General features: G+C 71.8%; 19 protein-coding genes and 1 tRNA gene. 12 read left to right on the plus strand and 8 right to left on the minus strand.

Annotated features, from left to right (window positions below; all coding sequences use genetic code 11):
• Positions 1–24: 24 nt before the first annotated feature.
• The 3 genes from K6U06_RS12060 to K6U06_RS12070 are packed head-to-tail and all read left to right on the plus strand — an operon-like array spanning position 25 to position 1761.
• A complete protein-coding gene (locus K6U06_RS12060; protein WP_262322184.1) occupies positions 25–489 on the plus strand; it encodes a molybdenum cofactor biosynthesis protein MoaE in 465 nt (154 codons plus the stop codon).
• The gene (locus K6U06_RS12065; protein WP_262322185.1) at positions 486–776 is read left to right on the plus strand and encodes a hypothetical protein; all 291 of its coding nucleotides are present in this window, start codon (positions 486–488) and stop codon (positions 774–776) included. Before K6U06_RS12060 ends, K6U06_RS12065 begins: the two co-directional genes overlap by 4 nt.
• A complete protein-coding gene (locus K6U06_RS12070; RefSeq protein WP_262322291.1) occupies positions 769–1761 on the plus strand; it encodes a rod shape-determining protein in 993 nt (330 codons plus the stop codon). The genes K6U06_RS12065 and K6U06_RS12070 overlap by 8 nt, the downstream gene beginning before the upstream one ends.
• A gap of 120 nt (positions 1762–1881) precedes the next feature.
• On the opposite strand, the gene K6U06_RS12075 is transcribed toward K6U06_RS12070, so the two are convergent.
• Both K6U06_RS12075 and K6U06_RS12080 read right to left on the minus strand, forming a co-directional pair.
• Positions 1882–2520: a HEAT repeat domain-containing protein gene (locus K6U06_RS12075; protein ID WP_262322186.1), complete on the minus strand. Its 639-nt coding sequence runs from the start codon at positions 2518–2520 to the stop codon at positions 1882–1884.
• Positions 2492–2914, minus strand: a complete 423-nt coding sequence (locus K6U06_RS12080) for a hypothetical protein (protein WP_262322187.1) — start codon at positions 2912–2914, stop codon at positions 2492–2494. Before K6U06_RS12080 ends, K6U06_RS12075 begins: the two co-directional genes overlap by 29 nt.
• Positions 2915–3126: 212 nt before the next feature.
• Here K6U06_RS12080 and K6U06_RS12085 point away from each other — a divergent pair, with 212 nt between their 5' ends.
• From K6U06_RS12085 to K6U06_RS12100, 4 genes are all read left to right on the plus strand, one after another.
• Positions 3127–4845, plus strand: coding sequence for a PDZ domain-containing protein (locus K6U06_RS12085; RefSeq protein ID WP_262322188.1), 1719 nt, complete (start codon positions 3127–3129; stop codon positions 4843–4845).
• A 98-nt stretch (positions 4846–4943) separates the two neighbouring features.
• The gene (locus K6U06_RS12090) at positions 4944–7547 is read left to right on the plus strand and encodes an ATP-binding protein (RefSeq protein ID WP_262322189.1); all 2604 of its coding nucleotides are present in this window, start codon (positions 4944–4946) and stop codon (positions 7545–7547) included.
• Positions 7548–7593: 46 nt separating this feature from the next.
• Entirely contained in the window at positions 7594–10050 is a 2457-nt protein-coding gene (locus K6U06_RS12095; RefSeq protein WP_262322190.1) for a DivIVA domain-containing protein, read from the plus strand.
• A 95-nt stretch (positions 10051–10145) separates the two neighbouring features.
• Positions 10146–13286, plus strand: a complete 3141-nt coding sequence (locus K6U06_RS12100; RefSeq protein WP_262322191.1) for a UPF0182 family protein — start codon at positions 10146–10148, stop codon at positions 13284–13286.
• Here the strand turns inward: K6U06_RS12100 and K6U06_RS12105 are convergent.
• Positions 13264–13854, minus strand: a complete 591-nt coding sequence (locus K6U06_RS12105) for an alpha-ketoglutarate-dependent dioxygenase AlkB (protein WP_262322192.1) — start codon at positions 13852–13854, stop codon at positions 13264–13266. The two genes, K6U06_RS12100 and K6U06_RS12105, sit on opposite strands and share 23 nt — an antisense overlap.
• Positions 13855–14005: 151 nt before the next feature.
• Here K6U06_RS12105 and K6U06_RS12110 point away from each other — a divergent pair, with 151 nt between their 5' ends.
• Both K6U06_RS12110 and K6U06_RS12115 read left to right on the plus strand, forming a co-directional pair.
• The gene (locus tag K6U06_RS12110) at positions 14006–14425 is read left to right on the plus strand and encodes an Hsp20/alpha crystallin family protein (protein ID WP_262322193.1); all 420 of its coding nucleotides are present in this window, start codon (positions 14006–14008) and stop codon (positions 14423–14425) included.
• A 144-nt stretch (positions 14426–14569) separates the two neighbouring features.
• On the plus strand, positions 14570–14929 hold the full coding sequence (locus K6U06_RS12115; protein ID WP_262322194.1) for a MerR family transcriptional regulator: 360 nt from the start codon (positions 14570–14572) through the stop codon (positions 14927–14929).
• 22 nt (positions 14930–14951) lie between these two features.
• Here K6U06_RS12115 and K6U06_RS12120 read toward each other — a convergent pair whose 3' ends face one another.
• Together K6U06_RS12120 and K6U06_RS12125 are read right to left on the minus strand one after the other, a co-directional pair.
• Positions 14952–15920, minus strand: coding sequence for an aldo/keto reductase (locus tag K6U06_RS12120; RefSeq protein WP_262322195.1), 969 nt, complete (start codon positions 15918–15920; stop codon positions 14952–14954).
• A gap of 29 nt (positions 15921–15949) precedes the next feature.
• A complete protein-coding gene (locus K6U06_RS12125; RefSeq protein ID WP_262322196.1) occupies positions 15950–17398 on the minus strand; it encodes a trehalose-6-phosphate synthase in 1449 nt (482 codons plus the stop codon).
• Between the two features lie 31 nt (positions 17399–17429).
• Between K6U06_RS12125 and K6U06_RS12130 the strand changes: the two genes are divergently transcribed.
• Positions 17430–18281 (plus strand): enoyl-CoA hydratase-related protein, encoded by an 852-nt coding sequence (locus tag K6U06_RS12130; protein ID WP_262322197.1) that lies wholly within the window; start codon positions 17430–17432, stop codon positions 18279–18281.
• Positions 18282–18302: 21 nt separating this feature from the next.
• Here the strand turns inward: K6U06_RS12130 and K6U06_RS12135 are convergent, their stop codons facing one another.
• The 3 genes from K6U06_RS12135 to K6U06_RS12145 all read right to left on the minus strand — a co-directional run bounded on the left by K6U06_RS12135 (position 18303) and on the right by K6U06_RS12145 (position 22664).
• A complete protein-coding gene (locus tag K6U06_RS12135; RefSeq protein WP_262322198.1) occupies positions 18303–20414 on the minus strand; it encodes an acyltransferase family protein in 2112 nt (703 codons plus the stop codon).
• Positions 20415–20497: 83 nt separating this feature from the next.
• Entirely contained in the window at positions 20498–21430 is a 933-nt protein-coding gene (locus tag K6U06_RS12140) for a PaaI family thioesterase (RefSeq protein WP_262322199.1), read from the minus strand.
• Positions 21384–22664 carry an MFS transporter gene (locus tag K6U06_RS12145; protein ID WP_262322200.1) on the minus strand — a complete coding sequence of 427 codons (1281 nt, stop codon included), beginning with the start codon at positions 22662–22664 and terminating at the stop codon, positions 21384–21386. The genes K6U06_RS12140 and K6U06_RS12145 overlap by 47 nt, the downstream gene beginning before the upstream one ends.
• Before the next feature lie 115 nt (positions 22665–22779).
• Here K6U06_RS12145 and K6U06_RS12150 point away from each other — a divergent pair.
• Positions 22780–22856 (plus strand) — tRNA-Met (locus tag K6U06_RS12150).
• Between the two features lie 502 nt (positions 22857–23358).
• On the plus strand, positions 23359–24240 hold the full coding sequence (locus K6U06_RS12155) for a class I SAM-dependent methyltransferase (protein WP_262322201.1): 882 nt from the start codon (positions 23359–23361) through the stop codon (positions 24238–24240).
• Positions 24241–24553: the final 313 nt, after the last annotated feature.

Genomic DNA, 24553 nt, shown 5'->3' on the forward strand with positions numbered 1-24553 from the left:
CGCCGGGGCCGTATCGTTGGGGGCGTGGAGCAACCAGGCAACGGCGACGACTGGGTGGCGCTGACCGCCGAGGCCCTGCCCGTGGCGGCTGCCCATGATTGGGTGGGCCGGCCGTGGTGCGGGGCCGAGGTGGTCTTCACCGGCACCGTGCGCGACCACGCGGACGGACGCAGCGGCGTCACATCACTCGACTACGAGGCTTACACCGAGGAGGTGGAGCCCCGGCTGGCCCGGCTGGCCGCCGCGGCCCGCAGCCAGTGGCCCGGGCTGGGGCGCATAGTGCTCTGGCACCGCACCGGGCAGATGGCTGTCGGCGAGGCGTCGGTGGTGGTAGCGGTCTCGGCTCCCCACCGCGGCGAGGCGTTCGATGCGGCCCGCTGGGCCATCGACACCCTGAAGGAGTCGATCCCGATCTGGAAGCACGAGACCTGGCAGGACGGGGCCGGTTGGGGCACCGGCGCCCGGCACATCACTGAGGTGGGATCGTGACGGTCGCGGCGTCGGGCGTAGTGCTGAGCAACCTCATGTACCTCATCGGCGCGGTGCTGCTCATGGTCGTGCTGATCATGATCATCGTCCTGCGGCAGCGCAAACCCAAGTCCGTCGAAGCCAACATGGAGTCGTTCCACCGCGGTTTGCGGGCGCTCGCCCCGAGCGCCACCTCCCCCAAACGGCAGTCTGTCGCCACACCGACCAGGCCTGCGGCTCGGCGCAGCCAGGTCCAGACCGTCGTAGACGCCCAGCCCGAGCCGACCACGGAGGCCGGCACTGGCTAGAGACCTCGCCATCGATCTCGGCACCGCCAACACCCTCGTCTACTCGAAGGGGCGGGGCATCGTGCTCAACGAGCCCACCGTCATCGCCCTCAACTCCCGGACCCAAGACGTTCTCGCGATGGGCCAGGAGGCGTGGCAGATGATCGGGCGGACGCCGGGCTACATCGTCGCTGTGCGGCCCCTACGCAAAGGGGCGATCACCGACTTCGACATCACCCAACGCATGATCCGGCTGCTGCTTCAACGAGCCGGCGTGTCGAGGTTCAACCGGCCGCGGGTGCTCATCTGCGTACCGTCGGCGATCACCGAGGTGGAGCGGCGCGCCGTCGAGGAGGCGGCTCGCGGCGCGGGCGCCAACGGCGCTTACCTGATCGAGCAGCCGATGGCGGCGGCGATCGGGGCCGGTCTGCCCATCCACGAGCCGCTCGGCAACATGGTCGTCGACATCGGCGGCGGCACCACCGAGACCGCGGTGATCTCCCTCGGAGGGGTGGTGGCCCTAGAGGCCATCCGGGTCGGCAGCTTCGACATCGACGCCACCATCCAGACCTACGTCCGCAGGGAGTACGGCATCGCCATCGGGGAGCGGACCGCCGAGGAGATCAAGGTGGCGATCGGCTCGGCGTGGCCTACCGACGACGAGGTCAAAGCGGAGGTGCGGGGCCGGGACTTGATGACCGGCCTGCCGAAGACGGTGATCCTCGCTCCCGAGGAGGTCCGCGAGGCCATCGAGGAGCAGACCGGCGCCATCGTCGACTCGGTGGTCCGATGCCTCGGTAACGCCCCGCCGGAACTGGCCCAGGACCTGATCAGCCAAGGCATCCACCTCGTCGGCGGCGGCGGGATGCTCTCCGGCCTCGACCGGCGCCTGGCGGAGGAGACGGCGCTGCCGGTGCACCTCGTCGACGCCCCGCTCGAGTGCGTGGTGCTCGGGGCCGGCAAGTGCCTCGAGGAGTTCGACGCGGTCAAAGACCTCTTCATGTAACCGCTTTTCATGTAACCGCTTTTCATGTAACCGCTTTTCATGTAGCGGTCGGCGGGCCGCGCCCCGGGGCGGGAGGGGCCGGCCCCGGAAGGGCCGTACCCGAGGGTCGTCCCGGCGGGCTCAGGTCCCCGCGGGACCGCCCGAGAGGTCCTCTGCTGCTTGGCGCACCTGCCAGTCTCGGTCCTCGAGCGCCCGGGCCAAAGCGGCGTCGACCTCGGGCCCGTCGAAGGGGGCCAGGGCCAGCACCGCACGGCGCCGCACCGCCGGCTTGTCGGTGGTCGCGGCCAGGATCGCCGGGAGGCCGCCCGGGTCGCCGATCGCGCCGAGCGCGGCGACGGCCGCCTCCCGGGCCAGGGGATCGTCGTGGCCTCCGGCGACGCCGGCCAGCGCCGCCACCGCGGGGGAGGCGTCAGCGCCGAGTTCCCCGAGGGCGAACGACGCCGCCTCGGTCACGCTGGCGTCGGTGTCGGCCAGGCGTTCCACGAGCTCGCCGAGCGCGCCGGGGCCGACGCCGACGCCCAGCTCGCAGGCCCGCCGGCGGACTTCGGGGGCCTCGTCGAGCAGCCCGGACCGCCACGCCGAAGCGGTCAGCTGTCCCAAGCGGGCCATGGCCCCCAGCGCGGTGGCCCGCACCGCCGGCGCCGGGTCGACAAGCGCCCGCCGGGCGGTGTCGGCGTCGCCGAGGTGACCGGCCAGGGCCACCTCACGCCGCCGGCGGACCACCGCAGGGTCAGTTGGTGCTGGCGTGGTGGATGGCAACCGAGAGACCCCAGACGATGGAGCTCAACGCTCCGCCCACCACGGCGCCGATGATCAGCGCGCTGACCAGCAGCACCATCCCCGAGCGGGCCCGCCGCCACGGACCGGTCTGCTGGTGCACCCGCTGCCACGCGAAGCGCTCCACCACCCGGACCCGGACCTGGCGCCCGGCGGGGCCGGGGCTAGCGGCTGGCCGGGGCGAACGGTCCCCTGTCATGGTCGCCCCGCCGGCGGGGACCCCGCCGGGCGCCGGGGTCTCGGGGATCGACCTCTCCGATGTCGGGCGCGCCGCGGGCGGGCGGGGCAGGGGACCCCGGTCGCTGGTCGCGGGCGGCGCCCAGACGGGAGCGCTCGGCGGCGCCTTGGGCCACTGGCCGTCGTCTGTAGTGCTCATCGCGGCGCTCTCCTTCTCTGCGTGGCCACCGTCGGGCGTGTGCCCCCCCGAAGACGTGCGCCCGTGGCAGGCTGGCCCGGCTTGCTAGCCACCAGACATTGACGGCGAGAGCCGCACCGGCACGGAAGATCACGCGTGACCACGACCCGATCGAGCCTACTCAGCGAACCGTCCCCCACGGGTGCCGCCCCGGCGCGCCAGGCGCGCCGCGGATGACCGACCCGTCACGCCAGGCGCTGGTCCTGGTCGACGTCGTCCCGCCCAGTCCCGATGATCCGGACATCTTCCAGCGGCTGAGCACCGCGCTTGCGGTGGCCCGCGACGCCGGCTTCCGCGTGGTGCACGTGTGGTCGGCGCCTCCCGGCGCCCCGCCGCCGCCCACCGACCCGGCGATCGAGCCCCGCCGCGGCGAGCCGGTGTTGCCCAACCCGGGGACCGGGGCGTGGGGGTCGGCCGGGCTGGGCCGGACCCTCGCCGCCGGCGGCGTGGAAAGCATCGTCCTGGCCGGGCGGCCCGACAGCCCGGCCTGGTGGCCGACCGTCGAGGAGAGCGCCGCGCAGCCCATCGCGTTGACCGTCCTGTCGGACCGTCGCCCCGAGCACGATCTGCGGGTCCGCCAGCTGATCGAGCGCGGCCCCGGCCGGCCCGGCGCCCGCCTCGTCGACGCCGGCGCGTGGGTGGCGGAGACCACCGGGCGGTGGTCTGGAACCGGCAGCTCCCGCCGTCGATGGAGGCTGCTCGGAGCGCTGGGGGTCCTGGTGCTGCTGCTGGCCGGCGGGGCGGCGGTCATCAACCACGATGCGAACGGCTACTACGAGTTCGCTCCCGGGACCGCTCCCGCGGTGACCGCCTCGCCGGATTGCAAGGTCCGAAACTCCTCGAGCACCAACCTGACGCTGCCGACCGGCGCTCCTTGCGCTCGCTTGATCATCCCGGGCGACAAGGCCCATCAGGTCGACGGCAGGCTGTTCATGGTCGACGTGCTCGTCGGCCCGGCGTCCCCGGTGGACTTCGTCCTCCACAAGCTGGGTCTGCTCAACACGTTCCACAAAGGCAATCAGCTGGTACCGGCCAGCGCGGTGCTCGGCACGACGCCGCCGTCGCAGCTCGGGTGCCTCGACGCGCAGCAGATGACCGGCTCCACCCAAGACGCGACAGTCGCCGCCCTGCAACGCCTCGGCTACCCGGTGAAGGAGAACGACCTGGGAGCGTTGGTGGTCCAGGTGTCGCCGGGCTCCGCCGCGGCCGCGGCGGGCGTGCAGTGCAACGACGTCATCACCGCCCTGGACGGCACCGCGGTGCACACCTACACCGATCTGGTCGACGCCATCCACTCCCGCCACCCGGGCGACAAGGTCACGATCACGGTGAAGCGCCCCGGCCCCAACGCCACGTCGTCAACCAAAACCCTGACCGCGACGCTGTCGGGGACGCCGGCCGAGCCGGCCGCCGACGGCAACCCGGCGTCGCCGGCCGACCCGAGCAAGGCGTTCCTCGGCGTCGGCACGCAGACCCAGCTCACCTACACGCTGCCTTTCAACGTTTCGATCCAGGTCGGCGACATCGGCGGGCCCTCAGCCGGCCTGGCGCTGACCCTCGGCCTGCTCGACACCCTCTCCAACGGTCAGCTCACCGGCGGCAAGGCGGTCGCCGCGACCGGCACCATCGCGCCCGACGGGACGGTCGGCGACGTCGGCGGCGTGGCGCAAAAGACCATCGCGGTGCGCCGGGCGGGGGCCGACGTGTTCCTCGTGCCGGCGGCGGAGTACGCCACCGCCAAACGGGAAGCGGGCAACTCCCTCAAGATCGTGCCGGTGACCTCCCTGAACGGGGCGCTCGCCGATCTCGAGCATCTAGGCGGCAATCTGGGCCGGCTGTCCAAGGTCCCATCCACCACCACCACGACTACGCCGCCGACGACCGTTCCCTGACCGGGGGCGGGCAGGGCGGGCAGTGACCCAGCCACGGACCGGAGAGGTGTTTCCGGCAGAATGAACCGGCCGCGCCACCCACGGCGGGCCACCGGGAGATGTCGACCACCACCGCCCAGTCCCAGTTCGCCGCCGAGCTCGTCACCATGGTGGTGGCCGCCGCCGGCCTGGTCCTAGTCGCCCTGAGAGGCCAGATCGCCGCCCGGCGGGGACCCGGGCGGCTGGCCCTGGCGGCCGGCTTCTTGGCCATCGGGACCGTGGCTTTCCTCCACGGGTCGGGCCTGGTGACGACCAACCCGCACGACGCGCTCAGCGTCGGTCGTCTGGTCGGCGCCGCGGCGCTGCTCGCCGGCAGCACCCAGTGGGCTGCCGGCGAGCGCACCCGCCTGGCCCTCCAGCTCGGCGCGCTGGTCGGCGCCGCGGCTGCTTTGAGCGAGATCGCCGGGCTGGCCAGCGGGGCGGTCGACGCCCTCCTCGTCGTCGGGGGGGTGACGGTGGCGGTGGCGCTGCTCGGCGCGGCCCGGCTCTCGGTGGCCGCCGCGGTCGCGGCCGGCGCAGCTTCCACCCTGCTGCTGGTGGTGCTGGTCCTGGCCGTGGCCCTCGGATCGGTGATCACCTCGTCGGTGCAACGCAACGAGCTCGACCAGGTGACCAGCCAGGCCCGAGCCGAGGTAGGGCAGGTCGCCGGCCTGTCGGCGACCGCGGTCAAAGACGCCCGCTTCGTCGCCGCCGACCTGGCCGGCTACTTCCGGGCGTCGACGCCGAACCCGCTCGTCGAGATCGGTGCCGGTGCATCGCCGGCGGCGGCCACAGCAGCCCTCGCCGACCGGCTGCGCCAGGTCACCGGTCTATATCCCCTCGGCAGCTTCGCGTACGCCGACCCGAGCGGTGCGGTCGTCGCCAGCACCGCCCGCCAGCAGGCGTCTCCGGTGCCGGCGGTGCTGCGCGACCCCCTGATCGTCGGGCAACGCTGCTCCGGTGACGGCCACGGCAGCGTCGTGGTCACCGGCACCTCGGCGTGGGTCGCCGCCGCCTACCCCGAATGCCTGGCCGGCCAGGACCGCCTCCTCGGCACGGTGATCAGCATCCGCCCCCTCGACTCCGCGTACCTAGCCGGCCGCCTCGACGTCGAGTCGGGCGTGTCCCTGGCGCTGGCCACCCCCGCCGCGGTCGTGGCCACCGCCGGCCCGCAGCCGGGCGGCGCCGCGCTCGAAGCGCTCGCCCTCGGCGCCATGTCGCAGGGATCCACCACCCGCGCGTCGGGGGGACGGGTGCTGAGCGTGCAGCCCGTCCCCGACGCGTCCGGCCACCCGGCCGCGTCGTTGATCCTCTCGCTGCCGTCCACCGCGCTGGCCGCGGCGCGCGACCGGCTGTTTCGGACCCTGTCGCTCATCGCGCTCGGCGGCACCGCCCTGGCCCTGGTCCTCGCCGCCCTCATCGGCGATCGCATCACCGTCGGCATCCGCACCCTGACCGCCGCGGCGAAGCGGGTCCAAGCAGGCGACACGACCACCAGGGCCGGCCTCGAGACCGACGACGAGGTCGGGGTGCTCGGCGCCGCTTTCGACTCGATGGTCGTGGCGATCGAGGAGCAGACCATCGCCCTGCAAGGCGCCGCCGACGACGAAACCCGTTTGCGTAACCGCCTCGAGGCGGTCGTCGCCGGTATGGGAGACGCGCTCGTCGCCCTCGATGCCGGGGGGCGGATCACCGACTTCAACCGGGCGGCCGAGGAACTGACCGGGCTGCTCGCCGCCGACGCGCTCGGCGCCCCCGCCGCGCAGCTGCTCGACTTGAGAGACGACGGCGGCGCCCCGCTCGACGCCGGCATGACCCGTCCCGGCCCCGCCCGATGGGCGGTCATCGCGACGTTGCGCCCGGTTCGAGGGCCGGCGGTGCCCGTCGCGGTGTCCTCCGGCGCGTTGCACGGGCCGGCGGGCGAGGTGGCCGGCGCGGTCTGGGTCCTAAGGGACCTGCGCCGGGAGCACGAGCTGGAGCGGATGAAGACCGAGTTCCTCTCCCGGGTCGGCCACGAGCTGCGTACCCCTCTCACCGGGATCCTCGGTTACGCCGACATCCTCGTCCGCCGGCCGGTGCCCGCCGAACGGGCCGCGGCGTGGCACGAGGAGATCCTCCGCTCCGCCAAACGGCTGGTGCGGATCGTGGAGATGCTCGAGTTCTTCGCTACTTCCGGGGCCGGCCGGGTGCTGCTGCGCCCCGAGCCGCTCGACGTGCGCGAGCTGGTGGACGACGTCACCGGCGGGTGGCGGGAGCGGATGCCGGAGGGAACCGAGCTTCTGCGCCGCGTCGCCCGCGGCACCCCGCCGGTCGTGGCGGACCGTCGCTGGGTCGCCCTCGCGGTCGACGAGCTGATCGACAACGCAGTGAAGTTCTCGCCGGGCGGGGGACGGGTCCGGGTCAGCGCCCGCCCCGCCGGCAACGGCGAGCCTCACGCGGGCGGGTGGGTGGACATCGAGGTGAGCGACCGGGGCAAGGGCATGACCGCCGAGGAGCGGGCCGGCGCGTTCGGTGAGTTCACCCAAGGCGACGAGTCCGACACGCGCTCCTACGGCGGCCTCGGCCTGGGGTTGGCCCTGGTCCGCCGAGTGGTCGAAAGCCACGGCGGGTCGGTGTCGTGCACCTCCAGCCCGGGCCGGGGCTCCACCTTCACGATCCGTCTCCCGGCGGTCGCGCCGAACTGAGCAACGTCCGCCTGCAGGGACCCGGCGGCCATCTACTCTGGTGAAAATGACAGGCGACGTGACACACGGTGGAAGCTCCAGGCCCCGCCTGGCTGCCGACCTGATCGCCCAGCGCGGCTTCATGGTGGTCCGCAAAGGCTACGACCAAGACGAGGTCCGGGCCTTCCTCGACCAGGTGGCGTCCGAAGTGCGGGCCCTGCACCGCCAGATCGACGAGACCCCCGCGCCGGCTCCGCCCGCCCCGCCGGCGCCTCAGCCCGCCCCCGCTGCCGAACGCGAGCCCCTCGACGAGGAGAGCATCGTCGCGTTCGTCGGGGAGGAGACGGCCAACGTGCTGCGCGCCGCCCGCTTGGCGGCGTCGGACCTTCGTCGCCGGGCGGCGGCGGAGGCAGAGCGGATCGTCGACGAGGCCCGCCAGTCGACCGGGGACATGCGCCAGGAAGCCGAGACGCTGCTGGCCCGGGCCCGCCAGGAGGCCGGCTCCATCGCCGAGGACATCGTGCGCGCCGCCAGAGCCGAGGCCGAGCAGCTGATGGCCAAGGCCCGGGTCGATGCCGAGGGCGTCAAGGCCCAAGCCGAGCAGGAGCGGCGCCTCACCGTCGAGGGCGCGCAGGCGGTCAGGGAGAAGATCCTCGGCGACCTGTCCCGCCGGAGGCGAGTCGCGACGGTGCAGATCGAACAGCTGCGCGCCGGGCGGGAGCGGCTCCTCGAGTCCTACGCCGTGGTGCGCCGGACCCTCGAGGAGGTCCACGACGAGCTGCAGCGGGCCGACGCCGAGGCCAGGGTCGCAGCCGACGACGCCGGCCGCCGAGCGGAGGCGGAGCTGGACCAGGAGCGGCCCGAAACCCCCGGGAGCAGCGACCCCAGCCCGAAGCCGGCCGGTCCCGGACCCGGCCACCCCGACAAACCAGCGGACACCGACGTCACCGACGCCTCGAGCGACGCGACTGGCCGGCCGGACACCGACGCCGCCCCCAAGCCCGGCGGCGCCGCCGCCCCGGGACCGGCCCCGGCCGCGGCGCCCGCCTCTACGGGGGAAACATCCCGCACCCCTGACCCCGGACCGGGCCCGGTCGCGTGGCAGCGGGGAGGTAACCGACCTGACGCGGCCGGGCCGGGGCCCGGCCGCCCCGCGACCGGCTCATCCTCGCCCGCCGGGCCCGTCGCCTGGTCAAGGGGGTCCGGCGACACCGTCACCGTCACCGACGACGGGATCGAGCGGGTACGGGTGCTGCGCTCCGCCGCCCCCACGCCGGCCGTTGACACCTCCGCCCGAGACGACAGCGGCCCGGCCGGGGCGCCGGTCCTCCGGTCGATCCCCGGCGGGCGGCTCGCGGCCGGCGGCCAACCCCCCGTCGAGCTGGCCGTCGACGACTTGGCCGGCGACGACTTGGCCGGCGACGAGGCAGCCGACGGCGACGAGTCGGCCGCCCCGGCCGAAGCGGTCGCCCCGGCCGAAGCGGCCGCCCAGGGCGAGACGGCGACCGAAGCGCTCGAGGAGCGGACCGAGCCGAGCCCCGGGTCCGACCCCGAGGACCTGGAGGTCGGGTCCCCGGCCGGTCAGCCCACCGGCGCCGTCGAGGGGTTGTTCGACCGGATCCGGACCAGCCGCCAGGCGTCGGTCGACTCCGCACGCCAGGTGCTCGAGGGCGTCCCGACCGACCAAGACGCCCCGACCGGCGTCGCCGGTCCGCCAGGCGCGGCGCCCGACCAGGCTGCTGTCGCCGCCCACCCCGCCGGCAGCCTGGCAGAGGCCCCTGACCAGCCGCTGAAGCCCACAGGCGGGGGCGCGGCGGTCGCCGGCGTCGAGGAAGGCCTCGAGCCTCTACGCAGCGACGAGGACGAGGCGCTGCTGCAACGACGCGACGCCCTCGTCGGCGACATCGAGGCCGGGCTGACCAAAAAGCTCAAGCGCAGCCTGCAAGACGAGCAAAACGAGCTGCTCGACCAGCTGCGCGGCGTGCGAGGGACGCCGCGGGCCGCTGCGCTGCTACCAGACCAGCCGGAGCACACCGGCCGGGTCGCAGACGCCGCCCGCCAGCTCCTCGACCAGGCGGTGCGGGCCGGGATGACCTTCGCCGGCGTCGAGGCCGGCGACGACCTGGCCCCGCTGAGCGCGGAGGTGGCCGACGAGCTGGCCGCCAACCTGGTGATCCCGCTGCGGCGCCGGCTGAGCGAGGCCATCCGAGACAACGCCGCCGACGAGCAGGCGGTGCTGGTCGAGGCCATCGGCGCCGTCTACCGGGAATGCAAGACCCAACGGGTCGAGTCTGCGGTCCTCGACGCGGTGGCGACCGCGTTCTCCAAGGGGACCTACCGTGCGGTGCCGCCGACGACCCGGCTGCGCTGGGTAGTCGAGGACACCGACGGACCCTGCCCGGACTGCGACGACAACGCCCTGGCCGGGCTCCTGCCCCGCGGCGAGCCGTTCCCCACCGGTCAGCTGCACCCGCCCGCCCATGCCGGGTGCCGGTGCCTGCTCAGCCCCGAAGGGCCCGCCTGACCCGTCCCGGCGTCGGCGCGCCGCTGTAGTCAGCGCCACCTGCCTGGCGCCCCGATGGTCGGGGCGCGGGCCCCGCCGATAGAGTCGCCGTCCGCATGCGCACACCCGCCGAGATGCCCCGCCGCCTTCCCGTCGCATCACGCCGGCTGCGCATCAGCCTGCTCGTCGCGGTGCTGGTCGTCATCATCGGCTTGATCTCGCTGCGAAGCCTGGCCCGGTTCTGGACCGACTACCTGTGGTTCCAGGAGGTCCATTTCACGTCGGTGTTCCGCGGCGTGCTTTTGACCAAGGTGTTCCTGGCCGCGGTGTTCATCGCGGTGTTCTTCGTGATGATGCTGGCCAGTCTGACCGTCGCCGACCGGGTCGCGCCGGCGATCCTCGGCCCGGGTCCCGAAGACGAGCTGGTGGCGCGCTACCGGGAGGCCGTCGCGCCGCGGGGGCGTCTGGTGCGGCTCATCACCGCCGCGGTGTTCGCGGTGTTCGCCGGGGCTGGTGCCAACAGCCAGTGGAACAACTGGGACCTGTTCCGCTACCACGTCAGCTTCCACACCGCCGACCCGCAGTGGCACCGCGACGTCGGCTTCTACGTCTTCCAGCTCCCGTTCATCAAGTTCCTGCTGGACTGGTTCTTCGTCGCGGTGGTCGTCGTGCTCATCGTGACCGCCGTCTCCCACTACCTAAACGGCGGCATCCGCTTCCAGGGGACCGGGCAGCGGGTCAGCAACGCGGTGAAGACCCACCTGTCGGTGCTCCTCGCCGTCCTGGCGCTCATCAAGGCGGTCGACTACTACTTCCAGCGCCTCGAGCTGGTCCTCTCCACCAACCACGTGGTCGACGGAGCGACCGCCACCAACGTCCACGCCGACGCCCCGGCCAAGCAGCTGTTGATGGTCATCGCCATCCTGGCGGCGGTGCTGTTCATCGTCAACGTCCGCCAGAAGGGATGGACCCTGCCCGCGGTCGCGGTCGCGCTCTGGTTGTTGGTGCTGATCCTGGTCGGCGCGGTGTACCCGGCGCTGTACCAGGCGCTGCGGGTCAGCCCCTCGGAGCTGACGCGGGAGGCCCCCTACCTGCAGCGCAACATCGACGCCACCCAGGCCGCGTACGCCCTGACACCCACCGACGTCGGGGTCACCAAGAACTACGCCGGCAACGCCCAGCTGACCCCGGCCGACATCAACGACAGCCAGCTCAACCAGGACACCATCGCCAACATCCGCCTGCTCGACCCCAACCAGGTGGTCAACACCTTCGACAAGCTCCAGGCGATCCGCAACTACTACCAGTTCAACAAGCTGAGCGTCGACCGATACGACATCAACGGGCAGCTCACCCAGGCCATCGTGTCGGCCCGGGAGCTCAACCCCGGCGGCGTCCCGTCCGGCTTCGTCAACCAGCACCTCGAGTACACCCACGGGTACGGGGCGGTGGTGGCCCCCGCCGGCCAGGCCGGGGTCAACGCCGACGGCACGCCGGCGTTCTCGCTGCAGAACATCCCGCCCGCCGCCGGCAGCCAGCCGTCGCTCAACACCGGCAGCGGATCGCAGATCTACTACGGCTACGGGCAGCAGTCGCCGGGCAGCTACGTCGTCGCCGGGTCCAAGCAGCCCGAGCTGGACTACCAGGACCCGAAGACCAACAACCAGATCAGCACCACCTACACCGGCAGCGGCGGCGTCCCGGCGGGGAGCATCATCCGCCGCCTGGCGTTCGCGTTGCGCTTCGGGGACCCCAACATGGTCCTCTCCGGTCAGATCACCTCGTCGTCGCGGGTCATGTACATCCGCAACGTGTCCGACCGGGTGCAAAAGGCCGCCCCGTTCCTCAAGTACGACGCCGACCCGTACCCGGTGATCCTCAACAACCAGGTGTACTGGATCCAAGACGCGTACACCACCACCGCCAACTACCCCTACAGCCAGCTGGCCAACACGTCACGGGTACCCCAGGCGAGCGGCCTGTCGGGGACCTTCAACTACGTCCGTAACTCGGTGAAGGTCGTGATCAACGCCTACAACGGCAAGATGCGGTTCTTCGTGATGCAGCCGAGCGACCCGATCATCCAGGTCTACGAGCGGGCGTTCCCCGACCTGTTCACGCCGGTCTCGCAGGCCGAGAAGTTGATCCCCGGCATCACCAGCCACTGGCGCTACCCCGAGGACCTGTTCCGGGTTCAGACCAACATGTTCGGCCGGTACCACCTGGCCAAGCCGAGCGACTTCTACACCCAGGCGCAGGCGTGGGCCATCAGCCAGGACCCCGGCAGCGGGCAGCTGTCGAGCACGTCGACGGGCGCCGCGGTCAGCGTCAACGCCAACGGCACGATCAACATCCCGACCATCCCCCGCCTCGACCCGGAGTACCTGCTGGCCCAGTCGCCCAAGACCGGCGGCGGCAGCGGCGGCAGCGGCGGGAGTGGCGGCTTGACGTTCATGGCCCTGCAGCCCTACGTGGCGCTCACCCAGTCCGACAAGCAGCAGAACCTGACCGCGTTCATGACTGCGTCGATGACCAACAACGGCACGCCGCAGTTGCAGGTGTATGAGACCATCCCCGGAGCGAACGTGGACGGTCCGGCGTTGATCACCAACGCCATCCGGTCCAACAATGAGATCTCCAGCGAGCTGACCCTTCTCAACCAGGGCGGCTCCGAGGTGGTCCTCGGCCAGGTGGAGGCCATCCCGATCAACCAGACGCTCCTCTACGTGGAGCCGATCTACGTCGAGTCGACCGGTAACCCGGTCCCGACGCTCCACGACGTCGTGGTGGTCTACGACTCGACGGCGTTCCACTCCGGCAACGCGTCGCTCGACAAGGCCCTCTGCAACGTCACCAACGCGGACGGCACCACCCACCCGTTCGCGATGTACTGCAACACCGCGGCGGCCAAGGCGCCCAGCACGCCGATCAGCACCTCCGGCGGCACCGGGACCGGTTCCACCCCGACCACCACCACCACGACGACGCCGTCGTCGACGGCGACCACGGTGCCCGGCGCCCCGTCGGGGTCCACCGCGCAGGGTCTGCTTGCCCAGGCCCAGGCCGCGTTCAGCGCAGCCCAGGCAGCCCTCAAGAACGGGGACCTGGCCGGCTACGCCACCGACGTCGCCAAGGCCCAGCAGCTGGTCAACCAGGCCCAGGGCCTGCTCGGCGCCTCGTCGACGCCGACCTCGACGGCCCCAACGACGACCGCGACCACCCTGCCGATCCCGACTACGACCTCGCCCAGCGGATAGACGCACTGATGCGCGGCCCGGCCGCCGCCACCTTGGGCACCGCGTGGTGCCATCCCAGCTGGCACGCGCCGCCCATGACGATCAGGTCGCCGCTGCCGGGGCGCAAGTCGCGCGACGGGCCGCCGGCGGCGGGGCGCAGCAGGAACGGGCGGGCCGCCCCGAAGGTGACGATGGCTACGAGCGTGTCGTCTAGGTGCCGCAGCTCCCGGTCGGCGTGCCAGGCCACGCTGTCGGAGCCGTCGCGGTAGTAGTTGAGGCCGAGGGGACCGAAGCGCACCCGGTAGCGGACGGTCATCTCGTCGCGGAACTGGGCCAGGGCCGGGTGGGGGAGCGCGTCGCCGGCTCGATGCCAGCGGGTGAGGCGCGGCTCGTCGACCACCCGGTCGTACATCCGCCGCCGGCGCTGGCGCCACTCGACGGTCCCGGCCAGGCACTCGAGCACCTCGTCGGCGCCGCCCATCCACGATCGGCTGACCTCCACCCAAGCGCCGGCCCCTAGCTCGACGCGCTCGACTGGCTGGTCCGGGCGGGGCCCCACGGCCCCGAGGGTGAAAAGGTCGCCCTGCACACCGTCAGCGTATCGAACACATGTTCCCAGAGGCCAGCGGTGGGGCGTGACCTCACGTGCAAGGACATAAAACCTGCAACTTGGGTTGTAACTTTCCTGTTGATCGGGTAGCATGTAGGTACAGCAACGAAGTTCAAGAAAGGAGCCCGCGATGCTGTTGCGCACCGATACTTTCCGTGACTTGGACCGACTGACCCAGCAGGTGTTCGGCACGCCGGCGCGGCCGAGCGCGATGCCGCTCGACGCGTACCGCAGCGGTGACCGCTTCGTCGTCGAGATGGACCTCCCAGGGATGGCGCCCGACGCCATCGATGTCACCGTCGAGCACGACGTGCTCACCGTGAAGGCGACCCGCATCCGTCACAACGAGAACACCCAGAGCCTGATCGAGGAGCGCCCGTACGGATCCTTCGAGCGCCGGGTGTTCCTCGCCGACGGGCTCGACACCGAGCACATCGCCGCGTCCTACACCGACGGTGTCCTCCGCCTCGAGCTGCCCGTCGCGGAGCAGGCGAAGGCCCGCCGCATCGAGATCAACGCCGGCAAGGCCCCTGTCGCCATCGACGCCTGATCGACGCTCAGGCACGCGGCGCCCGGGTGGCTGCGATGCGCCGGCCGCCCGGGCGTCGTCGCGTTGGCGGCCGGCCGGCCGGCCGAGCCGCGGCGGTCAGGCCCGAGCCGTCATTTTCCTTGACCCTGCCGAGGAGGTGGGCTGATGTCTGCGTTCGGCCTCGATGATCACGACGCCCCGCTCTACACCGTCGGGCAGGTGGCCTCGCTCCTCGGGGTGGCGCCGTCCTACCTGCGCCGCCTCGACGAGGAGAGGGTCGTCGAGCCGGCGCGCACCGACGGCGGGCAGCGTCGCTACAGCCGCAACGAGATCCATCGCGCCGAACGGGTCGTCGAGCTGGCCGGTGAGGGAGTGACCCTGGCGGGCATCGTCAGGATCATGGCCCTCGAGGTGGAGGTGGCCCGGCTCCGCAAGGAGGTCGCGTCTCTCCAAACTGCCATGGATGGCGACCCGGGCACCGGCCGCGGCGCGCCCCGCGATGCGAGCCCGCCCACCGGCGCTTAGGCATCGCCCGCCCCGGCGGCGCTTAGGTGTCGATCGTGCTCATGTCGGCGTAGCGCTCGCCGGCCGGACGGTCGATGTTGGCGTCGATCCACGCCAGGTCCTCGGCGTCGAGGGTGACGTCGAGCGCAGCGAGGTTCTCCTCGAGGTAGGCCCGGCGTTTGGTGCCCGGGATGGGCACGATGTCGTCGCCTTGGGCCAGGACCCAGGCGAGCGCGACCTGCCCGGCGGTGGCGCCCTTGCGGGCGGCCAGCTCCTTCACCCGCTCCACCAACGCCAGGTTCGCCTCGAGGTTGGCGCCCTGGAAGCGGGGGTGATGGGACCGGAAGTCGCCCTGGCCGAACGCGTCGGCGCTGGTGAACCGGCCGGTGAGGAACCCTCTCCCGAGCGGGCTGTAGGCGACGAACCCGATCCCAAGCTCGCGCACCGTCGGCAGGATCTCGGCTTCCACGTCCCGGGTCCAAAGGGAGTATTCGGTTTGAAGGGCGGTGATCGGATGGACCGCGTGGGCCCGGCGGATGGTCGCCGCGGAGGCCTCTGACAAGCCGAGGTGACGGACCTTGCCCGCCGCGACCAGTTCGGCCATGGCGCCGACGGTCTCCTCGATCGGGACGCTTCGGTCGACCCGATGCTGGTAGTACAGGTCGATGTGGTCGACGCCGAGGCGCCCTAGCGACGCGTCGCAGGCCGCCCGCACGTACTCCGGGCGCCCGTTGACCCCGACGCGCGAACCGTCCTCGCGTCGCTCGTTGCCGAACTTGGTGGCCAGCTGCACCCGGTCGCGCCGGCCGCTGATGGCCTTGCCGACCAGGCGCTCGTTGGTGAACGGGCCGTACATGTCGGCGGTGTCGAGGAAGCTGCAGCCGAGCTCGATGGCCCGGTGGATGACCGCGATCGACTCGTTGTCGTCGCCCTCACCGTAGAACTCCGACATGCCCATGCAGCCGAGGCCGATGGCGGAGACGGTGAGCGACGACAGGGTGCGGGTCTGCATTCCCTTCTCCTACCCAGCGCCGCCCCGGTCTAGCTGGTGGTCACCATGTCCAGCGCGCCGAGGAAGGTGTTGGCCCAGTGGTGGACGTCGGCCTCGATCACCCGCCGGCGCAGCGGGCGCATCCGCCTCGACTGCTCGACTGGAGTGGCCCGCACCGCAGCCAGGATGGCGTCTTTCATGCCGTCGATGTCGTAGGGGTTGACGAGGAACGCCTGGCGCAGCTCGTCGGCGGCGCCGGTGAACTCCGACAGGACCAGCGCCCCGTGCAGATCGTGGTGGCACGCGACGTACTCCTTGGCCACCAGGTTCATGCCGTCGCGAAGCGGGGTGACCAGCATCACGTCGGCCAGGAGGTACAGGGCGGCCATCTCCTCCTTGGGGAACGACTGGTGCAGGTAGTGGATCGCCGGGTTGCCGACCGAGGAGTGGTCGCCGTTGACCCGGCCGACTATCAGTTCGACCTCGTCGCGGAGGTTCTGGTATTCGCCGACCCGTTCCCTCGACGGGCTGGCCACCTGGATCAGCACGGTGCCGGGCGGACCGAGTTCCCCGTCGTCGAGCAGCTCCCCGTACGCCCGCAAGCGGTGCAGGATCCCCTTGGTGTAGTCGAGGCGGTCGACGCCGAGCAGCACGGTGGAGGGGTTGCCGAGTTCGCTGCGCAGCTCGTTGGCCCGGCCGACCACGTCGGGCCGCCGGGAAAGCGCCTCCAAGCCGGCGGTGTCGATGGAGATGGGGAAAGGAGCGGCGCGCAGGTGGCGTCCCGGCGCCCCGTCCTTAGGCGCCACCTCGATCACCGACCCTCGGGTGGTCGCGCCGGTCAACACCCGGGCCGCCCGGAGGAAGTTCGACGCGTCGTCGCGGCGCTGGAAGCCGATCAGGTCGGCGCCGAGGAGCCCCTCCACCACCTGTGTGCGCCACGGCAGCCGGGAGTACAGCTCGTAGCCGGGGAAGGGGATGTGGTTGAAGAACCCGATCCGCAGATCGGGTCGCTCGGCTCGGAGGAGGGCGGGCACCAGTTGCAGCTGGTAGTCCTGCACCCAGACGATCGCTCCGGTGGCCGCCTCCTCGGCGGCGACCGCCGCGAACCGGCGGTTGACCTCCCGGTACGCGTCCCACCAGCGCCGCTCGAAGACCGGGGGTGCGGTCACGTCGTGATACAGCGGCCACAGCGTCGCGTTGGAGAAACCCTCGTAGTAGTCGGCCACCTCGTCGGCGGACAAGGTGACGGGGACCATGCGCAAGTCGTCGGCCTCGAACGGCGGCTGTTTGTCGTCGGGCGCGCCGGTCCAGCCGACCCAGGTGCCGGAGTTCTGGGCCAGCACCGGCTCCAGCGCGGCGACCAGACCCCCTGGGCTGGTGCGCCACTCCTCCCGCCCGTCGGGCCCGATGGACCGGTCGACCGGCAGGCGGTTGGCGACGACAACAAACGAAGCCTTGCTGCGCTTGGGTCTTCCCGCGGTCTCGGACTTTCGAGGCATGGCTTCACGATAAGGGGTCAGACTGGCGATCGTGCACTACCAACAGATCGATCTCTCCGTCGACGGGCCCGTCGCCACCTTGACCCTCGACCGCCCGGACCGGCTCAACGCGTTCACTGCTGTGATGGCGGAGGAACTGGTCGACGCGTACGACCGCGTCGACGCCGACGACGACATCCGGGTGGTCGTGTTGACCGGGAGGGGTCGGGGGTTCTGTGCCGGCGCCGACCTGGGAGCGGGGGCGGCGACCTTCGCCGGCGGCTCCCAAACCGGCGGGGAACGGGTCCATCGCGACACCGGCGGCGTGGTCACCACCCGGATGTTCCGCTGCGCCAAGCCGATCATCGCCGCGGTAAACGGACCCGCGGTCGGCGTCGGCGCCACCATGACCCTCCCCGCGGACGTGCGGCTGCTGTCCACCACGGCGCGCATGGGGTTCGTCTTCGGGGCCCGAGGGATCGTCCCCGACGGCGCGTCGGCATGGTTCCTGCCTCGGGTGGTGGGTATCTCCCGTGCCCTCGAGTGGTGCCTGACCGCCAGGGTCTTCCCGCCGTCGGAGGCGCTGGAGGCCGGCCTGGCCCGCAGCGTCCACGAACCCGACGATCTGCTGCCCGCGGCGTACACGCTGGCCGCTGAGATGGCCGGCGCCGTCGCCCCGGTGTCTGCTGCCATCACCCGCCTGATGTTGTGGCGGATGCTCGGCGCGAAGCATCCGATGGACGCCCACCGTGTCGACTCGGTGGCCATCGCCCAGACCGGGTCGATGGCGGACGCGGGAGAGGGAGTGACCGCGTTCCTCGAGAAGCGACCGCCGCAATGGAAGCTGCGTCCCAGCGTGGACATGCCCGACTGGTGGCCGGGCTGGGAGGAGCCGGCGTACTAGTCGCCGCTCGGCGCCTGGCGGTCACGCGCCGAGGGCCACGAACCACCGCCACATCAGCGAGGTCTCTCCCGGTGTCGCCCCGACGGTCTCCGGCCAGGAGTGGCTTCCGCCGGCGTAAAGAGCCAAGGCCACCCTCCGCCCAGCCGCGCACGACCACGTGGTGGTTTGGAGGGTGCCGCTGCTTGTGAGCGAACCGGTCTGGTCGCACTGGGCGGCGGCCCGAGCCGAGGCCACCTCCGCGGTTATCGTGGGCTCGACGAAACCGTCAACGGTATGCGGCGTCCCGGCCGGTCCGATGGTCAGCTCCGGGTCGCCCGACGACGCGCTGACCTGGAGGGACACCGCAGGACGCGACGGGCACGCCGACGTCGCGGTTGCGCCGTAGACCGCCACGCCGTTCCAGCGGGCCGGATCGTCGCAGGCCAGTTCGAGGGCCAGCTTGCCGCCGTTGGAGTAGCCGGCCAGGAACACGCGGGACCGGTCGGCGACGGGGACGGTGGCGAGGACCCTGGCGGTGACCGCTTCGACGAACCCGACGTCGTCGACGTGGGACGCGGCGGCCGACCCGCAGCAATGCCCGGCGTTCCAAGTGGCGCCGGTGCCGGTGCCGGTGTCGGCCGGGAACACGACCACCGCGGCGGTCGTAACTGCCGGCCAGTCCATGCGCTGGGCGTCGCCTGCGGCGCTGATGGCGCTGCCGCTTAGGTCGACGATCAAAGGGAGCGGTCCGCTGGCCGCTCGGGGGAAGAACACCAGGTAGCTGCGGGGCGCTCCGTCGTAGGTCATCGCCACCGTCTCCGACACCCACGAGACCTCCGCCCCGGTGCGGCTGCTGTTGGCCAGGCCGACCCGCCCGGCCACCGGCCGGCTCGCCGCAGCCTTCTCCGCCGACAGGGTGGTTGCTCCGGAGCGGCGCTGGGACACGGTCCAAAGCGCCGCGGCCGCGACGACCGACACGACGGCCACCGCCGCGCCGGCCCGGACCGCCGTGGCCCGGGTAAGAGAGGCCACGGTGCGCGGCAGCGCCGGCAGCGAGGCCCCACGCTGCGCCCGCCGGCGACGCCCCGTCAACATCACGCTGGCCGGTGTCCGGCGCAGCAGCGCGGTCGCGGCCGCGGCCGCGGCCAGGAGGGCGGGGGCGACGACGAGGACCACCGCCGCCACCGCGGCGACGGGCGCCAACCCCGCCAGGGCGGCGGCGACGCCCAGGTGGATGGCCAACTCCAGAAGCATCGGGTGGAGGAGGTAGATCCCGAAAGAAAGATCCGAGCCGGTGCCGATCACTCGCATCGCGGCGGGCCGCGCCCTGGCCGTCCAACGCTCGCAGGCGCCCAGCTCGAGCGCCGCGAGGGCCAGGCTCTCGAAGACCACCGCGGGCTGGAACACGTCCGACGCCTGTACCGGGTTGGTCCCCAACACCCTCACGTCCACGCCGTACCAGGCCAGCGACGCGCCGACCACCGCCCCGGCGAGAACGGCGAGGGCCCGGACGTGACGGCTGCACCACTGCGTGACCTCGTGGATGTGGAGGCCGGCGGCGATCCCGGCGATGACGTAGAGCTGGTACGACGCCAGCCAGGAGCCGGGGTGGGCCGACAGCCAAGACAGCGGCGGAGGCACGTCGAGATGCCAGCGGGTCACCGCGGTGAACGCCACCTGGAGCGCCAGGCTGGCGGCGCCCAGCCGGAGGAGGCGGCCCTCGCGGGCCCGTACCCAGCGCAGCAGCCACGGGAACACCAAGTACAGCTGGAAGGTCAGCAGCACGAAGTACAGGTGGTAGCGGGCGTGCCCGGTCAGCAGGTCGAAGCCGAGCCGGGACAGGGCGTACCCCGGTGAGCGCAGATCGCCGTCGGTCAGGAGGTAGATCACCGACCACGCCACGTAAGGCGCCGCGATCAGCGGGAACCGGCGCCGCCAGAACCGGCCGGCGTCTACGGGGCCGGAGCCGGCGGTGTAGGTGAGCACCAACGCGCTCAGGAGGAGGAACACCTCCCGGCTGGAGTGGAACACGCTGAGCAGCGCACCGGCCGGGCCTCCGTCCTCGGGAACCAGGATCGACAGGGAGTGGACGACGATGACGCTGAGCACCGTGAGAACTCGCACGGCGTCGAGCGCCGGGAGCCTGGCGCGCACTCCTCGTGTTTACCCCGTCGCTTTGTGCACCGTATGAGAAGTTCGTAAAAAATGTGTGAGGGTGCCGGATCCGCCGCTGCGGATCAGGCCTCGGCGGGCGCGACCATGGCGATGCTGGTCGCCACCGCGGCCAGCTTGCCGTCGGGGCGCACGAAGTCGGTGCGCACCGTCGAGAACCGCCGTCCCTGCCGGACGACCGTGCTGCGGCACTCGACGGTCTCAACGGCGATCGGCACCGGACGGATGTACTCGATCGATGCGCTCAGCGTCGACGCCCCGTCGGGGTGCACCCGCCGCTGCGCCCGCTCGGCGATGGCGAGCAGGACGCCGCCGTGGACCTGCCGGCGCGGGTTGGACATCGTCTCGTCGAGGGGGACGTTCGCGGTCAGCGGGTCTCGGCTGTCCCACACCGAGAGACCGTCCAGGGCGACAGGATCGAAGCGGACGGCCGGCGAGGAAGGTGCCTCGAACAGGCCGCCTCCCGGGTCCGAGGCCCCGCCGGCGGAGGCCTTGGCGCCGACGACCGCCATCGTCGCCATGGCGTGGGCCACCACCACCCCCGTGTCGTCGGTGAGCACGGCCCGGCCGACCCCGCTCGAGGCCACCCGGTGAGAGAGGACCCCGTCCACTCGCAGCGCCGCCGCGCCCGGGCCGAGCGGGGCCGAGCGGTCGACGCGCATCTCGACGGTGGACCCACCAGTCGGCGTCGAGAACGCGGAGAACACGCTGACGCCGATGGCGCAGTCGGCCAGGCAGGACAAGACGGCCATGATCGGCTGCCCGTGGCGGTCAAGGCGCCCGGGCAGCAGGTCGCAGCCAAGCGTCACCGCTCCCGGCTCGACCCGCTCGACGACTGCGCCGAGACCTCGCTCCACCGGCCACTCGGTGATCAGCGAACCCAGGATCGCCGGTCCTGAACCGCTGCGTCCCCCATCCGCGCGACCTCGAACGCCGGCTGGACCCTGGTCCTCAGGGGAGGGCGGCAGATGGGCGCGCGACGCCGGCTGAGAGCTCACCGGCGAGCACGGTATCGGGCGCGTCGACGTCGGCGACAACCGGCGGGGCACCCCTCCCGTTCCTGCTGACCGCCACGCCGGCGAGCCCGGCCAGCACCGCCAGCCCCCCGACCAGGGCGCCGGTGAGGCTCACCCCCATGGCCGCGACCAGCAGCCCGGCGACGGGGATGGCGACCACGTCGCCGAGCGAGCTCATGGTCGAAGATAGAGACATCACCCGGCCGTGAGCGCGGGCCGGGGTGGCTCGCTGCAGCAGCGTCTGCATCGGGGGCAGGAAGAACGCCACGTCGACGCCCCACAGGAACACCCCGACCATGGCGACGGCGATGGAACGGGTCCCGACGTAGAGAGCGGCTGCCACCCCCGACACCGCCACCGAGATCGCCAGCATCCGCACCGACGCCACCCGGTCGCCGACGCGGGGAAGAAGGGCGGTGGTGGCGAGCAGCCCGACCCCGAACACCGTCTGGAACAATCCGAGGACCGCCGGTGAGCGGTGCAGCACGTCGCGGACGTAGAGCGGCTCGATGACGAAGAATGCTCCCCAAGACAGGAACACGGCGCCGGCCAACGCCAGCGTCCGGCGCACCTCGCCGATACTGCGGGCCAAGCGCAGCCCTTCGACGAGTTCCCCGATGACCGACGTGGCGGCCGTCGCCGCTTCGCGGCCCGCCACTTCCCGGAGGCGTACCCCGATGAGCGCCAGCGCGCCGACCGCGAAGGTCGCGGCGTCGAACACGAACGCAGCACCGATACCCCACAGGCCGATGGCCAGCGACCCCACTAGCGGTCCGATCACCAGCGCTGACTGCTCGGCCCCGCCGAGCAGGCTGTTCGCGGCCAGCAGATCCTCGTCGCCGACCAGCCGGGCCGGCAACGCCAGCGCCGCCGGTTTGCCGGCTGCGGCCACCACGCCGATCAGCAACGCGAGCAGCAGGAGTTGGGGAAAGGACGCGGCGAAGGCCAGACCCAGCGCGGCCACCACCCCGACGAGGTCGGACACGACCAGCACCCGCTTCGGCCCGAAACGATCGACCGGGACGCCAGCGAGGGGGCTCAGCACCGCGCCCGGAAGGGACCACGCCAGCCCGATGAGCGCGATGCCGTTGGCCCCGGCGTGGAAGTGGACCGCGGCGAAGCCCCACAGTGCGATCAGCGCCGCCCAAGAGCCGATGGCGTTGAGGGCGCTCCCGAAAACCAGGCGCGCGAAGACCGCCCGGCGAAGCAAGTGCATGCGGCAATCGTACCGTTGGCTCCTTACTGACCGCAGGCGAATAACGCCCGCCGCCGGCCCGGCGCGGGCCGGCTTGCCGGAGCGGTGAGAGTGTCTGGTATGGTGAACGGACCGCCGCGGGGTGGAGCAGTCTGGTAGCTCGTCGGGCTCATAACCCGAAGGTCGTTGGTTCAAATCCAACCCCCGCCACCATTGGTTGCCGATTTTGGGCGCCTCCTGCATACGCACAAGCCGCTGACCAGCAGTTTTGGGTCGGCGGCTTGTCGTTTATGGGGCGAGTATGTGGGGTCCTACTCAACTTCTGCATAGGGCAAAAAGGCGGCGCGCCAGGGCAGGCGCGGGCCGGCACGCTGCGGGTTCGCGCCTCGACGTGGGTGCCGAGCGAGCGCTGCACAGGGCGTGCCCTGCGCAGCGCCATGCGGCTGCTCTGATCAAAGGCAGTCAGAGTCGCCGGCGTTTCGAGGCCGCTGATCGTGGGGCTGAGCAGTGATCGAGGGCTTTTGCCGGCTCGATGTTCGTCGCTGGCGCCGCAAGCGACCAGAAGCTCAGCGCCGAGCCAGCACTCCGCCGTGGCCGGCCCTTGGCAGGAGGTCGAGGTACTACACGCCGCGCGGGTCGACGCCCGGCGGTTTGTAGTGTCCTTCGTTGAGGGCTGGTGTCGATGGTCGGCGAGTACATTGCGAGGAGACCCATTGTGACGATCAACATGCCAGCTGGCGCTTCGGCCAACGAGGAGCAAGAGCGGTTCTGGAATGACGTGGCCGGCCCGTTGTGGGTGGCAGCCGAGGTGGATATCGAGTGCCACACCGGGCCCTTTGGCGATGTGGCCCTCGCTGTGGCTCTGCCAGCAAACGGTGAGGCTGTTCTCGACGTTGGCTGCGGATGCGGCTCGACTGCGGTCGCTCTGGCGGAGGCTGTTGGAGCTGGCGGCACGGTGCTTGGCGTGGACCTGAGTGCTGCGATGCTCGCCCGAGCCGAGGAGCGCCTTGCGGCGGGCGAAGCCCCACAGGTCCGGTTCCGCCGCGCTGATGCGCAGAGTGCCGATCTCGGGTCTGGATCAGTTGATCTGGCGTTCAGCCGGTTCGGGGTGATGTTCTTCTCGGACCCGGTGGCGGGTTTCGCCAATCTGCGCCGGGCGCTACGATCCGACGGGCGGATGGTGTTCGCCTGTTGGCAGGCTCCCTCTGCCAACCCGTGGATGGCGGTCGTTAACCGGGCCGCCGCCCGGATCTTCGGTGTGGATCCGCCACCGCACGACGCGCCGGGACCCTTCTCGCTGGCCGATCCCGAGCGGATCAGGGCTGTCCTTGACGCGGCAGCGTTTCGTACTGTCGAGATCACTGCTCACCAGGAGCGGCTCCGCCTCGGCGTGGGGCAGGCCGTAGAAGACTGGGTCCACCAGCGCCTGATCATGGGGCCGGCCCGTCCTGGCTACCTCGGCGCGGATCCGGCCCGCCAAAGCGAGGTTCGCGCCACAATTGCTGAGGCGCTCGCCGGGTACCGGGTCGACGCCGACGATCCGATGAGCGGTCTCGCCATGGACGCCGCAGCATGGATTGTCGCCGCCCGGACCTGAGCGAACTGTCGCGGACCGGATCGTGGTGGTGAGGGCCGGCCAGGGCACCAACCACTACCGTGATGTCGTGTCTTGCATCGCCACCCGTCTGATGGTGGCCACCTCCGCCGCCTACCTCTTCGCAAGCCCCTCGCACGATGGGGTAGTGACGTGGGTCTTCGTTGCCGTGTCTGTGGTAGCGGTGCTGGCGTGGTCCCGTCGGCATGGAGCCTGGCCGCGTCTGGGGGGCCAGTGCGGTCCTTTATGCGCGAAGCGCGACCAGACCGGGGTGTCTGCGGACCGGCCGCTTCCAGTGTTCGTGGATGTGCCGGCG

Source organism: Acidiferrimicrobium sp. IK, from assembly GCF_025499425.1.
Taxonomy (GTDB): Bacteria; Actinomycetota; Acidimicrobiia; order Acidimicrobiales; family Palsa-688; genus Acidiferrimicrobium.